The organism is Polynucleobacter necessarius (assembly GCF_900096755.1).
Lineage (GTDB): Bacteria > Pseudomonadota > Gammaproteobacteria > Burkholderiales > Burkholderiaceae > Polynucleobacter > Polynucleobacter necessarius_K.
In genome coordinates, this window is record NZ_LT615227.1 from 1,494,346 (window position 1) to 1,508,337 (window position 13,992).

Consider the following 13,992-nt stretch of genomic DNA (forward strand, 5'->3'; position numbering starts at 1 on the left):
ATATCCTGATCTTCAATTAAGAGACGAGAATGGCTATGCAAATAGAAAACTTAGGTTCCTTGGGCCGCAAAATGACTTTGGAATTCGCTCGTGCCGATTTGGCAAAAGCGCGTGAGGCCCGTTTGGCACAAGTTGGTAAGACCATGAAAATGGCTGGCTTTCGTCCAGGCAAAGTTCCAAAGAACCTCGTTGAAAAACAACATGGTATGCAAGTGGACTTTGAGTTGCAATATGACAAGGCTGCTGAACTCTTTTATGAGTTAGCTCAAAAAGAAGGCGTAGCTTTGGCAGGTCAACCACGTCTTGAGCCAAAGAGCGAACTCGAAGCAGACAAAATTATTTTTGACGCTTACTTTGAAGTGTTACCAGAAGTAAAAATTGGTGACTTCAGTAAAGCAGAGGTTGCTAAATACACTACTGAAATTGGTGAGGCAGAAATTGATCGTGCGCTAGATGTATTGCGTAAGCAGCAAGTGCACTATCACGCTCGCGGCCAAGCCGGCGCTCATGGCGATGGCGGTGCAAACACTGCTGCACAAAGTGGCGACCAAGTGGTGATTGATTTTGTTGGCAAGATTGACGGCGTTGAATTTGCTGGCGGCAAAGCTGAAAATTTCGAATACGTTTTAGGCGAAGGCCGCATGTTGCCTGAATTTGAAGCTGCTACCTTGGGTCTCAAAGTGGGCGAGAGCAAATCCTTTCCATTGAGCTTCCCAGCTGACTACCACGGTAAAGATGTTGCAGGTAAAACAGCAGAATTCACCATTACTGTAAAAGCAGTAAATTGGGCTCACTTACCAGCAGTTGACGATGCATTTGCATTATCTCTGGGCGTAACAGAGGGTGGCGTTGCAAAAATGCGTGCGGAAGTAAAAGAAAATTTAGATCGTGAAGTTAAGCGTCGAATTACTTCTTTGTTAAAGAATGAAGTAATGGATAAGCTCAATACTTTGTGTGAATTGGATGTCCCCAAGTCTTTAGTTGCTTCAGAGCAAGAGCGTTTGGTTGAAGGTGCTCGTCAGGATTTAATGCAGCGCGGTGTACCTAATGCAAAAGACGCTCCAATTCCACCGGAAATTTTTGCTGAACAAGCTACCAAACGCGTTCGCTTAGGCTTGATTCTTTCGGATTTGGTTAAGAAGCAAAATTTGGCCGCTACTGCGGATCAAATCAAGGCTGAAATCGATGACCAGGCTGCTACTTATGAAGATCCAAAAGAGGTGGTGCGTTGGTTCTATAGCAATCCAAGTCGCTTGAAGGATATTGAAAACTTGGTGCTTGAAGATAACGTAATCAAGTACTTCACTGCACAAGCGAAGGTATCTGATAAGGCAATTAGCTTCGAAGAGTTAAGCAAGCTAAACTAATTGTTAACGCTACTAATTTACCTACAAGGGGTCTCACAATGCACCAAAACCATTTTCAGACTGAAAATCTAGAACCAAAGGGCTTAGGTCTGGTTCCAATGGTGATTGAGACCTCAGGTAGAGGGGAGCGTGCTTATGACATCTATTCCCGTCTTCTTAGGGAGCGGGTTGTTTTCTTGGTCGGCGAAGTGAATGATCAAACTGCCAACCTCGTGATCGCCCAATTACTCTTTTTAGAGAGTGAGAACCCAGACAAAGAGATTTCTTTGTATATCAATTCACCTGGCGGTTCTGTATCAGCAGGTTTGGCAATCTACGACACAATGCAGTTTATTAAGCCGCATGTAAGCACCTTGTGCATGGGTATGGCTGCAAGTATGGGCGCATTCTTGTTGTGCGCTGGCGAGAAGGGTAAGCGCTATGCTTTGCCAAACTCACGCGTCATGATTCACCAACCATTAGGCGGTGCACGTGGCCAAGCTTCTGATATTGAAATTCAAGCACGTGAAATTTTGTATTTGCGTGAGCGTCTCAATAAGATTCTGTCTGATCGCACTGGTCAGTCTATTGAAACTATTGCAAAAGATACTGATCGCGATAACTTCATGTCTGCTGAGCAAGCGCGTGAATATGGCTTGATTGATAAGGTTATCGAGAGGCGCCCTTAATTTCTATTTAGATATCTACTGAGTTTATTTTGAGCGATACAAACGCCACAAATTCAACTGAAAAAGTTCTGTATTGCTCATTTTGCGGTAAGAGCCAGCACGAAGTGAAAAAACTTATTGCCGGCCCCTCCGTATTTATATGTGACGAGTGCATCGATCTTTGTACTGACATCATTCAAGAAGAAATTGCTAAGCTTCCAAGAGAAGAGGGCAATAATTCGCTGCCAACACCACATCAAATTCGCGAGAATTTAGATCAGTATGTAATTGGCCAGGACCATGCAAAGAAGACATTGGCGGTTGCTGTATATAACCACTACAAACGTCTGCAATACCTCCCTAAGCCTAAAAAAGAAAAATTAGATAAAGATGGTAAGCCGCTAGAGGGCGCAGACAAGAAAGAATCTAAGCAGCCAGCCAAGGCCATGGTTGACGGCGTCGAATTGGCTAAGAGCAATATCTTATTGATCGGACCTACTGGTTCAGGAAAAACGTTGCTTGCGCAAACTTTGGCGCGCATGCTCGATGTGCCATTCGTGATGGCTGACGCAACCACATTAACTGAAGCTGGTTATGTTGGTGAGGACGTTGAAAATATCATTCAAAAACTTTTGCAGGCTTGTGATTACAACGTTGAAAAAGCACAGCGTGGCATTGTTTACATTGATGAGATTGATAAGATTTCACGTAAATCTGATAACCCATCCATTACTCGCGATGTATCTGGCGAGGGCGTTCAGCAAGCTTTGCTGAAATTGGTAGAGGGCACAATGGCCTCCGTGCCACCACAGGGCGGTCGTAAGCATCCCAATCAAGACTTCTTGCAAGTTGACACTACCAATATCTTGTTTATTTGCGGCGGCGCCTTTGATGGCTTAGAAAAAGTAATCCAACAGCGCACGGCTAAAACAGGCATTGGATTTAATGCTACGGTTCCAGGCAAAGATGATCGCGGTGTTAGTGACTTATTAATCGAAGTAGAGCCAGAAGATTTAATTAAATTTGGCTTGATTCCAGAGTTGATTGGTCGACTACCAGTAGTGGCGACCTTGGCTCAGCTTGATGAAGAAGCATTGATTCAGATTCTGACTGAACCTAAGAATGCATTGGTTAAGCAATACCAAGCGCTCCTAACCATGGAAGGCTCTGAGCTCGAAGTGCGCCGTGAGGCTTTGTCAGCCATTGCTAAAAAGGCTATCGCTCGCAAAACTGGTGCTCGCGGCCTCAGGTCAATTTTGGAAGGCTCTTTGATGGACGTCATGTACGACCTCCCTTCATTGAAGAACGTTCAAAAGGTTGTTATCGACGAAAGCAGCATTGCTGAGGGTGGAAAACCACTTCTGGTCTATAAGCAAGATGCTGAACAGGCGGATTTAAGCAAAAAAGCCTAAATTCTTAGGGTTTTTGCTATTTTTGGGGCATTTTTGCCCCTTTTTTGTCTTTTTACCCCTTGTTTTTCTCTAAAGCCTACCCATATAGTAGTTCAGCTACTTTTTGAGACTTTTGAGGATTGATTACTTTGGAGGAATTGCCCTATGCCTGGCCACTTATTACTACCCTCTGAACCGATTCAACTACCTTTGCTCCCTCTAAGGGATGTAGTTGTGTTCCCTCATATGGTGATCCCTTTGTTTGTGGGTCGCCCAAAATCCATTAAAGCGCTCGAAGCTGCCATGGAAACGGGTAAAAACGTCCTATTGGTTGCGCAAAAAACGGCCGCCAAGGATGAGCCAGGAATTGAAGATCTCTATGAGGTCGGCTGTATTGCCAATATTTTGCAAATGCTAAAGTTGCCTGATGGCACTGTCAAAGTATTGGTTGAGGGCGTACAACGCGCTGAAGTGAGTCAGATTGAAGATAGCTTGGGTTACTTCAATTGTGAGGCTACACCAACAGCGATCAACGCAATTGATGCGCATGAGACTGAGGCATTACGCCGCGCAATCATGGCCCAGTTTGATCAATACGTAAAACTCAATAAAAAAGTTCCGCAAGAGATTCTGTCTTCACTTGGAGGCATCGATGACCCAAGTCGCTTAGCAGATACGATTTGTGCTCACTTGCCAGTCAAACTAGAGCAAAAGCAACGCTTGCTTGAAATGACTGATGTAGTTCAGCGTCTAGAAAGCTTATTGGCTGATTTGGAAAGCGAAATCGATATCTTGCAAGTTGAGAAGCGTATTCGTGGGCGTGTGAAGCGCCAGATGGAGAAGAGTCAGCGTGAGTATTACCTCAACGAACAAGTTAAAGCCATCCAAAAAGAATTAGGTGAGGGCGAAGAGGGCGCTGATCTTGAGGAGCTTGAGAAGCGCATTAAGGGCGCTCGTATGCCAAAAGAGGCGTTCAAAAAAGCAGAATCCGAATTAAAGAAACTAAAACTCATGTCACCGATGTCTGCAGAGGCAACCGTGATTCGCAACTTTATTGATACCTTAGTTAATCTTCCTTGGAAGAAAAAAACCAAGATCAATAATGATTTAACTAACGCCGAAAAAGTATTGGATGAAGATCATTACGGCTTAGATAAGGTTAAAGAACGCATCTTGGAGTATCTCGCGGTTCAGCAGCGCGTTGATCGTGTGAAAGCCCCGATTCTTTGCTTGGTTGGCCCTCCTGGGGTTGGTAAAACTTCGCTAGGGCAATCCATTGCGCGCGCCACCAATAGAAAATTTGTGCGCATGGCCTTAGGCGGCGTTCGCGATGAATCTGAAATTCGTGGCCATCGTCGTACATACATTGGTTCGATGCCTGGCAAGATTTTGACCAGCCTTACCAAGGTAGGTGTACGCAATCCTTTATTCCTCTTGGATGAAGTGGACAAGATGGGCATGGATTTCCGTGGTGATCCAGCAAGTGCTTTATTGGAGGTGTTGGATCCAGAGCAAAACCACACATTCCAAGATCATTACGTTGAGGTAGATTTCAATCTTTCCGATGTGATGTTTGTTGCAACATCAAACTCATTGAATATTCCCGGCCCATTGTTAGATCGCTTGGAAATTATTCGTTTAGCAGGCTATACCGAGGATGAAAAGACTAGCATTGCTGTCAATTACTTGCTTCCTAAGCAAATCAAAAATAATGGTTTGAAGAAGGATGAGTTGAAGATTGAAGAGAGTGCTGTTCGCAATATGATTCGTTATTACACCCGCGAAGCTGGTGTGCGTTCTTTGGAAAGGGAAATCAGCAAGATTTGCCGTAAAGTAGTCAAGTTGCTGCTCTTGAAGAAAGAAGCTGCGCCAGTTGTGGTGAATGCCGATAACCTTGAGAAATTCCTTTCTGTTCGGATGTATGGCTTTGGTCTGGCAGGTAAAGAGAATCAGGTTGGTCAAGTTACTGGCCTAGCGTGGACAGAAGTTGGCGGCGATTTATTGACAATTGAAGCCGCTGTTATGCCTGGTAAAGGCGTAATCACTCGTACTGGTTCGATTGGCGACGTAATGAAAGAGTCTGTTGAGGCTGCTCGCACTGTAGTTCGCTCTCGAGCTCGCCGCCTTGGTATTGCCGACGAAGCTTTTGAGAAGAAAGATATTCATATTCACTTCCCAGATGGTGCGACTCCCAAGGATGGCCCTTCAGCAGGTATTGCGATTACTACTGCCTTGGTATCGGTTTTCACGGGTATTCCAATTCGATCCGATGTGGCCATGACCGGTGAAATTACTTTGCGTGGAGAAGTGCTTCCGATTGGCGGGTTAAAAGAGAAGCTTTTGGCTGCTCACCGCGGCGGGATTAAATTGGCCTTAATTCCAGAGGAAAACATTAAGGATCTGATTGATATTCCGGATAACGTGAAGAATGCAATCGAAATCATTCCAGTTCGCTGGATTGATAAGGTCCTTGAGCTGGCGTTAGAACGCATGCCTGAGGCCTTACCGGAGCCGACCCCAGAAGAGCTCGCCAAAAAGGCGGCAGAGGCCAGCAAGGCTAACGAGAAGCTATCGTCCGGAGAGGTTCTGAAGCACTAAGAAGTACGGCTTGTGGGCATATTTCCAGTCTTTTCTGCTCGAAATTTACGGGTAAATCTGGCGGTTTCTATGCTTACTAGCCGCGCTTAGGTTACAATCTCAGCTGTAATATTTTGGGGCGCTTAGCTCAGTTGGTAGAGCGTCTGCCTTACACGCAGAATGTCGGGAGTTCGAGCCTCTCAGCGCCCACCAAAACATTACTTTTCTACGCCTCAGTTCTGGCATTCCACACCCCTCAATTCTGATAGCCTAGTAAAATCATTCGATTGATATTTATTACTAGCATTACTAGCGACCCCATTCATGTTTGATACCGTCCGTAAGCACCAAAAGATTCTTCAGCTCGTTTTAATGCTGTTTATTGTTCCTTCATTTGTGATGTTCGGTATTTCAAGTTATTCCGGCTTTATGGATAAGGAAACTGACCTTGTTAAAGTGAAGGGCAAGCCCATTACTTCGCAGGAAGTCGATAACGCAGCAAAGCGTCAAGCTGAACGTGTTGGCGGAAATGTGCAGATTGCTCAAAGTCTTCCGTTTAGACAGGCAATTTTGAATGAGCTTTTACAGCAACGCATTTTAGGTTTTGCCGTAATCAATTTGCGTTTGCAAGTTGGCAAAGAGGCTTTAATCAAAAGTCTACAAAATATTCCACAGATTCGTGCTTTGTACAGACAGGATGGTAGCTTTGACGATGTTCGTTTCAAACAGTTATTGGCAAATAACGGTTTAAACGAAGAGCAGTTTTATGCTAGCCAAGCGTCGTTTGACCTAAAGATTAGTCAATTAGTAAATTCAGTGGCTCGTACTGAGCTTGCAAGCCCCAAGCTTTCTGAAATTGTGTCAACCTTATACGAAACTGAGCGCCAAGTTCAGGCTTTGAAATTTGATGCCAAAGATTACTTGTCTAAGGTAAACCCATCCCAAGAAGAGATGCAGGCTTTTTATAGTGCTAATTCAAAGCTGTTTGAGAGTCCCGAGTATGTTGATGTCGAATACATCGTACTGAAGGCTGACCCCAAGTCGGATGCCAAGGTCTTTAGTGAAAAAGCTGATCTGTTCGCAAATATGACTTACGATCAGTCTGATAGCCTTAAGCCTGCGGCGGATAAATTAAAGCTGAGAATTCAGACACAAAAAGGTCTCACAAGATCTGGCCCTGTCGGCGTTTCAAGGGATCATCCACTCGCCAATCCAAAGGTGGTTCAAGCCCTTTTTGGTGATGAGGCTGTTAAAAATAAACGTAATATTGAAGCCGTTCAAGTCGCACCTGGAGTATTTGTTTCCGCACGCGTAGTCATTTTCCATCCAGCACAAACCCTTCCTTTTAAAGATGTGGCTGGTGAGGTGAAACGTCAAGTGAGTCAGCGTGCGGCTGAAAAGCTTGCAATCAATGCAGCTGCTGATCGTTTTTCATCCCTAGAAAAAGATCCCAAAAATGCAGCTGGCTTTGCTGCACCAGTTTGGGTATCGCGCAACAAGCCCGCTAATTTAGTTGGTTCCGCAATCGATGATGTCATGGCTACAAACCCGAATAAGTTACCAGCGATAGTATCTGTAAAAGAGCCGGGAGCTGGTGTAACCTTGTATCGCGTAGACCAAGTGCGTCAACCGTCAGGCGGTGATGCCAAGGTGCATAAAGCTCAAGCTCAGCAAATCCAGGCTTTGGTGGCTCAGTCAGAATTCGCAGGCTTTATGGCCTATTGGCGCGACGCGGCTAACGTAAAAACCATCAACCCTCTTAAATAAAATACATCTAGCTCAGGTAGCTAGGCTAGTTTCCTAAAAGCATTGATTGATATGGGGCCATAGCACCCCATACGTTTTTGTAGAGCCGGGGCTGAGCCTGTTCGTTTGGGTGAATGTTATCTGCCTGGAATAGATCTCTATTACTTACTACGCCACTCATAAAGAAGGGGAGTAGATTAATATTTTCACTGCTGGCAAGCTTGGGATATAAATCTTTAAATTGTTTGGTGTAGTCCTGGCCATAATTTAGGGGAATTTGCATTCCAAAGAGCAATACTCTAGCCCCTGATTTTTTACTAAGAACAATCATGGCGCGAAGATTTTTTTCTGTTTCACCAATTGAGAGCCCACGAAGCGCATCGTTTACGCCGAGCTCTAAAAATACGATTTTGGGCTTCTTTTGTGCAAGTAAGGCAGGTAACCTATTTAATCCGCCCGCGGTAGTTTCACCGCTAATGCTGGCATTGCTCACTGTCCACGAGGAACCCTGCTTTATTAGTTGATCCTGAAGTAGGCGAACCCATCCTGCTCCCCGCTGAATGCCGTACTCGGCAGAAAGGCTATCACCCAGAACCAAAATCGTTGGGTTGGACTGGGCAACGGTGACAACCGGAATTAACAGGCAAAATAGGCCTATCAATAGATTTTTTCTACTCACTAAGGTTAGCCAATTACTTTGATTCATTTATGAGCATTTCAACAAAGGTTCTAAGCGCAAATCATCTGGTTAAGGATTGTAGTGTCCAGTGATGGCTCTTTATCTATTTTGCACGACATTTGCTTTGATATATTTTCAGGGGAAAGTATTGTCATTACAGGAGCATCATCGGGCTCGGGTAAAAGCACTTTATTAGGGCTTTTGGCTGGACTTGATTTACCAAGCGCGGGGCATGTTAATTTAATGGGGCAGAACCTTAGCCAGCTTAATGAAGACGGTAGGGCTAGATTGCGCGGTTTACATGTTGGGTTTGTATTTCAGTCCTTTCAACTCTTACCTCATTTAACGGCCTTAGAAAATGTCATGCTTCCAGCCGAGCTAAATGGCCTCGTAAATGCGAAAGAGCAGGCATTGAATTGGTTTGAAAAGGTCGGCCTCAATGAGCGTGCAAAACACTTTCCTAGAACGCTTTCTGGGGGGCGAGCAGCAACGAGTTGCCCTAGCCAGAGCATTTATTACTCAACCAGAGATCTTATTTGCCGATGAGCCTACGGGGAGTCTGGACGAAGCCAGCGGAAATAGGGTGATTGAGCTGCTTTTTGAGCTAAATTGAGCTAATAATTCAACCCTTATTTTGGTGACCCATGATCCAGCCTTGGCCAGCGCCAATTACGGCTTCAGGGTGGCCGCTTACTGTAGGCAAAACCTTATAATCTAGGGATGTCCTCCTACCACTTTTTACCGGGTGCAGATGCGCTATCCCCATTCCGTCAACAGCGCCTTTTGGCCTCTTTAGCCTCACAAGGCGTCGATTTAGAGTCTACTGAGGGTCAATACCTTCACTTTGTCTGGTCTGATCAGGAGTTGGATGCAAATAGCCTAGAAGTTTTGGCTAGCCTGCTGACGTATGGTCAACCATTCTCATCCATTATTTCTAAAGGTAAATCTTGGTTTGGCAAAGGTTCTGGAGATGCACAGGGAGCAATCGTTATTCCCCGATTGGGCACAGTTTCCCCTTGGGCAAGCAAAGCAACGGACATTGCTCGTCAGTGCGGCCTAAACGTATTGCGAATTGAACGCGGAGTTCAGTTTGCTTGGAAGAGCAAAAAACCATTAAATGCCGAACAGATTCAATTAGTGTTGGCAGCGTTGCACGATCGCATGACTGAGGCGGTGATTGAATCGGTGGAAGATGCAAATGCACTGTATCAATCATTGGATGATCGACCTTTGAAGCGTATCCCAGTCCTCTCAGAAGGTAGGGCGGCTCTGGATAAGGCAAACCAAGAATTAGGTTTGGCTCTATCTGATGATGAAGTTGCTTATTTGACTGAAAACTTCATCCGCCTAGAGCGCAACCCAAGCGATGTCGAGCTGATTATGTTTGCGCAGGCAAACAGCGAGCATTGCCGACATAAGATTTTTAATTCAAGCTGGACAATTGATGGGGATGATCAAGAGCGTTCTTTGTTTGCCATGATTCGTAATACGCATCAGTTGAAACCAGAAGGCACTATCGTTGCTTACTCTGATAACTCTGCGGTGATGGTTGGTTGCGAAGCTGAGACATGGGCTCCACAAGGCAATCAACAGCAATATGCAAAAGATACGCGTTTAGTCCACACATTGATGAAGGTGGAAACTCATAACCACCCAACAGCTATTGCTCCATTCCCTGGAGCCTCTACTGGCGCGGGCGGTGAGATACGTGACGAAGGTGCTACTGGTGTAGGCGGACGTCCTAAAGCTGGCTTAACTGGCTTCTCGGTCTCCAACCTCAATATTCCTGGTACAGATCTTCCGTGGGAGTCTGAGCAGTATGGCAAGCCTGAGCGTATAGCAACACCATTGCAGATCATGATTGATGGTCCATTAGGTGGCGCAGCATTCAATAATGAATTTGGCAGACCAATTTTGGGTGGTTACTTCCGGGTATTCGAGCAAACCTTGGATGGCACGCGTCGCGGCTATCACAAGCCCATCATGATTGCAGGTGGCATTGGTAGTATCGACTCTATTCATACAGAGAAAAAAGCCATTCAAGCGGGACATTTGCTGATTCAATTGGGTGGTCCTGGAATGCGTATTGGCATGGGCGGTGCTACTGGTAGCTCTGTCGCAACCGGCACCAATACCGCTGATTTAGATTTTGATTCTGTGCAACGCGGCAATCCTGAGATGGAGCGGCGTGCACAAGAAGTGATTAATGCCTGCCGTGCTTTAGGTAAAAATAATCCAATTGTTTCTATTCACGACGTGGGTGCTGGTGGTCTATCCAACGCCTTCCCGGAGCTTGCAGATGGTGCTGGGCTTGGTGCGAAGTTTAAATTGCGCAGCGTTCCACTAGAAGAAAGCGGCATGAGCCCAGCTGAGATTTGGTGTAATGAATCTCAAGAGCGCTATGTTTTAGCAATTGAAGCAAAAGACTTGGATTTATTTAAGTCATTCTGTGAGCGCGAGCGTTGTCCATTTGCCGTTGTGGGTGAAGCCACTGCTGAGCGTCAATTAAAGCTAACGGATTCCAAGCAAAATGCTGGTACAGATGCCGAGCTGCCAATTGATATGCCAATGGAAGTTTTGCTAGGCAAGCCTCCGCGCATGCATCGTGATGTTAAGCGTATTTCCCAAGAATTTTCTGAGTTGGAAGTAACCGATGCTGATTTAGCGAAGTCTATTGCTTGGGTGTTGCAGCAACCTACTGTTGCTAGCAAATCTTTCCTGATCACTATTGGCGATAGAACAGTCGGCGGATTAAATGCTCGCGATCAATTTGTTGGTCCTTGGCAAGTTCCAGTAGCTGACTGCGCTGTAACTTTGATGGATTACAAAGGATACCGCGGCGAAGCAATGAGCATGGGTGAGAGAACCCCGCTGGCAGTTATGGATGCCCCTGCAGCAGCTCGAATGGCAGTTGGTGAGGCTGTTACCAATTTATTGGCCGCTGATATTTCTAGCCTTGAGAGCGTTAAGCTTTCCGCAAACTGGATGGCAGCATGTGGTGCGCCGGGCGAAGATGCCAAGTTATACGATTCAGTTAAAGCGGTTGGTATGGAGCTGTGTCCTGCGCTGGGAATCTCCATCCCTGTTGGTAAAGATTCATTATCAATGGCTACAGAATGGCGCGATGGCGATCAAGCCAAGAAGGTTGTCTCACCGGTATCGCTCATTATTTCTGCATTTGCTTCTGTGCAAGATGTTCGCAAAACATTGACGCCACTCCTAAGCCTTAAGACCACTAACGGCGCTAGTCTTGAGACTGAATTAATTCTGATTGACTTAGGTCGCGGTAAGAACCGAATGGCAGGCAGCATTCTTGCTCAGGTGCTTAACCAATCAGGCAAAGATACGCCAAACGTTGACCATCCCGAAGATTTGAAGGCACTAGCTTCAGCCATCATTGAGCTTAGAAAAGATGGCAAGTTATTGGCTTACCATGATCGTTCTGACGGCGGTCTTTTGGCTACTATTGCTGAAATGGCATTCGCATCACATTGCGGCATTTCTATCAACGTCGATATGATCGCAGTTGATGTTGGCCAAGAGCCTGATCATGGCGATGCTAAGAATTGGGCTCAACAAGTATCTGGCCGTAGACATGAGCAAACCCTACGCGCTTTATTTAATGAAGAGCTAGGTGCTGTTATCCAAGTACGTAGAGAAGATCGCGATGCTGTATTTGCAGTGCTGCGCAAAGTTGGCTTAAGTGCTTATAGCCATGTGATTGCTAAGTCCAACACAAATGGCCGCATTGAAATTTGGCGTGACGCTAAAAACATCTTTGCCGAGCCTCGTGAGGTTCTACAAAAAATGTGGACTAATACCAGCTATCAAATTGCTCGTCTACGCGACAACCCAGCCTGTGCGGATAGCGAATTTTCTTTGCTAGATAATCTTGCTGATTCGGGAATGACTCCGAATTTAACATTTGACATCTCCGAGGATGTGGCAGCGCCTTATATTCAAAAAGGTGTGCGTCCTAAAGTTGCCATTTTGCGTGAACAGGGTGTTAACTCCCATGTAGAAATGGCTTATGCCGTAAATTGGGCGGGATTCGATAGCTTTGACGTTCACATGTCAGACTTGTTGAGTGGTAAAGCGAAGCTTGATGATTTCCGTGGCCTGATTGCTTGCGGTGGATTTAGCTACGGAGATGTTTTGGGTGCTGGCGAAGGCTGGGCAAAAACGATTCTCTTTAACCAACAGTTACGTGATCAATTTTCTGCATTCTTTAGTCGTCAGGATAGTTTTGCTTTGGGGGTTTGCAATGGTTGCCAGATGATGAGCAATCTTTCCGGAATTATTCCTGGGGCGCAAGATTGGCCTAAATTTACCCGCAACCAATCAGAGCAATATGAAGCGCGACTAGTTATGGCTGAAGTATTGGCATCGCCATCAATCTTTACGCAAGGCATGGAAGGTAGTCAGTTGCCCATTGCGATTGCACACGGCGAAGGGTATGCAAACTTTAGTCAGCAAGGCAACTTAGAGCAAATTGAGAAACAAGGATTGGCGGCCTTACGATTTGTTGATAACCAAGGCAATCCTACCGAGATCTATCCAATGAACCCTAATGGATCACCTGGTGGCTTGACAGGTGTAACCACTACCGATGGACGCTTCACAGTCATGATGCCTCATCCTGAGCGCGGAATACGCGCTGCACAAATGAGTTGGTGTCCTCCAGAATGGCTAAACACCTCAGATGGTGCAAGCCCATGGATGCGTCTATTCCGCAATGCACGTCGCTGGGCTAAGTAAGTATGCTGATGGAGCCTGTAACTTTTTCTGAGAGTGGCGGTGTTCGGTATTTGCATTTTGGTACTGAATTGATTCAAGGGGCAATGCGTATTCGCGACCCCGATGAAATCTATCTTGAGTACAACCAGCAAATGATGGCTTGGCTACTGTTCCTGGAAACCAAGCCTGGCATGCGCGTAGCGCAACTCGGTCTTGGCACCGGAGCATTAACTAAATTTCAGCATCGGTACTGTCCAGCAGTAAAGACAACAGTGGTTGAGCTCAATCCCGCAGTGATTGTTGCCGCTAGGCCCATGTTTTTTACTCCTGATGACGACCGTAGATTGGAAACGTTACAAGCTGATGCAAAAGCCTTTGTAAATAATAAGCAATATGGGGACACTTTTGATGCGGTACAAGTAGATTTGTATGACGCTATCTGCGATGGCCCAGCAGCGAGCTCATTAGATTTTTATAAGGGCTGCTACAACATTCTCAAGGGACCAGGTGTTCTAACAGTGAATTTATTTTCAAGGCATAAAAGCTTTGATGTGAATTTGAAAAATATCTGCGAAGCTTTTGATAACCGCGTGCTGCTTTTTCCTGAATCTCATGACTGTAACGTTGTGGCTATTGCATTCAAGGGTCCTAAATTGGAGGCTCAATGGAAAGACGTATCTAAGCGTGCGAAGTTGATACTTGAAAAAACAGGGCTCCCAACGAACAAGTGGGTATCGGGCATTAGTCGCGAGAATGCCCGTCAAGAAGATATGTTATCGATTTAAACTGATTTATATCTAATAAAAAAGGCGATCATTTGATCGCCTTTTTTATTTCTCAGCCCTATA

The 13,992-nt window shown here is 45.5% G+C and carries 8 protein-coding genes, 1 tRNA gene and 1 pseudogene; 9 read left to right on the forward strand and 1 reads right to left on the reverse strand.

Annotation, left to right across the window (positions count from 1 at the left end; translation table 11 throughout):
- Nucleotides 1-29 precede the first annotated feature (29 nt).
- The 6 genes from tig (at nt 30) to DXE27_RS07860 (ending at nt 7,749) form a co-directional block, all read left to right on the forward strand.
- Nucleotides 30-1,367, forward strand: a complete 1,338-nt coding sequence (gene tig, locus DXE27_RS07835; protein ID WP_128113533.1) for a trigger factor — start codon at nt 30-32, stop codon at nt 1,365-1,367.
- A 38-nt stretch (nt 1,368-1,405) separates the two neighbouring features.
- Nucleotides 1,406-2,035, forward strand: coding sequence for an ATP-dependent Clp endopeptidase proteolytic subunit ClpP (clpP, locus tag DXE27_RS07840; protein WP_128113534.1), 630 nt, complete (start codon nt 1,406-1,408; stop codon nt 2,033-2,035).
- A gap of 29 nt (nt 2,036-2,064) precedes the next feature.
- Nucleotides 2,065-3,426 (forward strand): ATP-dependent Clp protease ATP-binding subunit ClpX, encoded by a 1,362-nt coding sequence (clpX, locus tag DXE27_RS07845; protein ID WP_128113535.1) that lies wholly within the window; start codon nt 2,065-2,067, stop codon nt 3,424-3,426.
- Between the two features lie 144 nt (nt 3,427-3,570).
- Nucleotides 3,571-6,003, forward strand: coding sequence for an endopeptidase La (gene lon, locus DXE27_RS07850; protein ID WP_128113536.1), 2,433 nt, complete (start codon nt 3,571-3,573; stop codon nt 6,001-6,003).
- A 116-nt stretch (nt 6,004-6,119) separates the two neighbouring features.
- Nucleotides 6,120-6,195: transfer RNA gene (locus DXE27_RS07855), tRNA-Val, on the forward strand.
- 111 nt (nt 6,196-6,306) lie between these two features.
- Nucleotides 6,307-7,749: a SurA N-terminal domain-containing protein gene (locus tag DXE27_RS07860; RefSeq protein ID WP_128113537.1), complete on the forward strand. Its 1,443-nt coding sequence runs from the start codon at nt 6,307-6,309 to the stop codon at nt 7,747-7,749.
- A 25-nt stretch (nt 7,750-7,774) separates the two neighbouring features.
- On the opposite strand, the gene DXE27_RS07865 is transcribed toward DXE27_RS07860, so the two are convergent.
- Entirely contained in the window at nt 7,775-8,434 is a 660-nt protein-coding gene (locus DXE27_RS07865) for an arylesterase (RefSeq protein WP_128113538.1), read from the reverse strand.
- 33 nt (nt 8,435-8,467) lie between these two features.
- On the opposite strand from DXE27_RS07865, the pseudogene DXE27_RS07870 reads away from it, so the two are divergent.
- The 3 genes and pseudogenes from DXE27_RS07870 to DXE27_RS07880 form a co-directional block, all read left to right on the forward strand.
- Nucleotides 8,468-9,017 (forward strand): annotated as a pseudogene (locus tag DXE27_RS07870) (ABC transporter ATP-binding protein); the annotation flags it as partial.
- A gap of 110 nt (nt 9,018-9,127) precedes the next feature.
- Nucleotides 9,128-13,165, forward strand: coding sequence for a phosphoribosylformylglycinamidine synthase (purL, locus tag DXE27_RS07875; RefSeq protein ID WP_128113539.1), 4,038 nt, complete (start codon nt 9,128-9,130; stop codon nt 13,163-13,165).
- A gap of 2 nt (nt 13,166-13,167) precedes the next feature.
- Complete coding sequence (locus tag DXE27_RS07880) at nt 13,168-13,929, forward strand: spermine/spermidine synthase domain-containing protein (protein ID WP_172457126.1); 762 nt, start codon at nt 13,168-13,170, stop codon at nt 13,927-13,929.
- Nucleotides 13,930-13,992: the final 63 nt, after the last annotated feature.

Bases quoted from the DNA above. Each gene is read 5' to 3' on its own strand.
- tig (WP_128113533.1), top strand. From the start codon at position 30: ATGGCTATGCAAATAGAAAACTTAGGTTCCTTGGGCCGCAAAATGACT.
- clpP (WP_128113534.1), top strand. From the start codon at position 1,406: ATGCACCAAAACCATTTTCAGACTGAAAATCTAGAACCAAAGGGCTTA.
- lon (WP_128113536.1), top strand. From the start codon at position 3,571: ATGCCTGGCCACTTATTACTACCCTCTGAACCGATTCAACTACCTTTG.
- DXE27_RS07860 (WP_128113537.1), top strand. From the start codon at position 6,307: ATGTTTGATACCGTCCGTAAGCACCAAAAGATTCTTCAGCTCGTTTTA.
- DXE27_RS07865 (WP_128113538.1), bottom strand. From the start codon at position 8,434: ATGAATCAAAGTAATTGGCTAACCTTAGTGAGTAGAAAAAATCTATTG.
- purL (WP_128113539.1), top strand. From the start codon at position 9,128: ATGTCCTCCTACCACTTTTTACCGGGTGCAGATGCGCTATCCCCATTC.
- DXE27_RS07880 (WP_172457126.1), top strand. From the start codon at position 13,168: ATGCTGATGGAGCCTGTAACTTTTTCTGAGAGTGGCGGTGTTCGGTAT.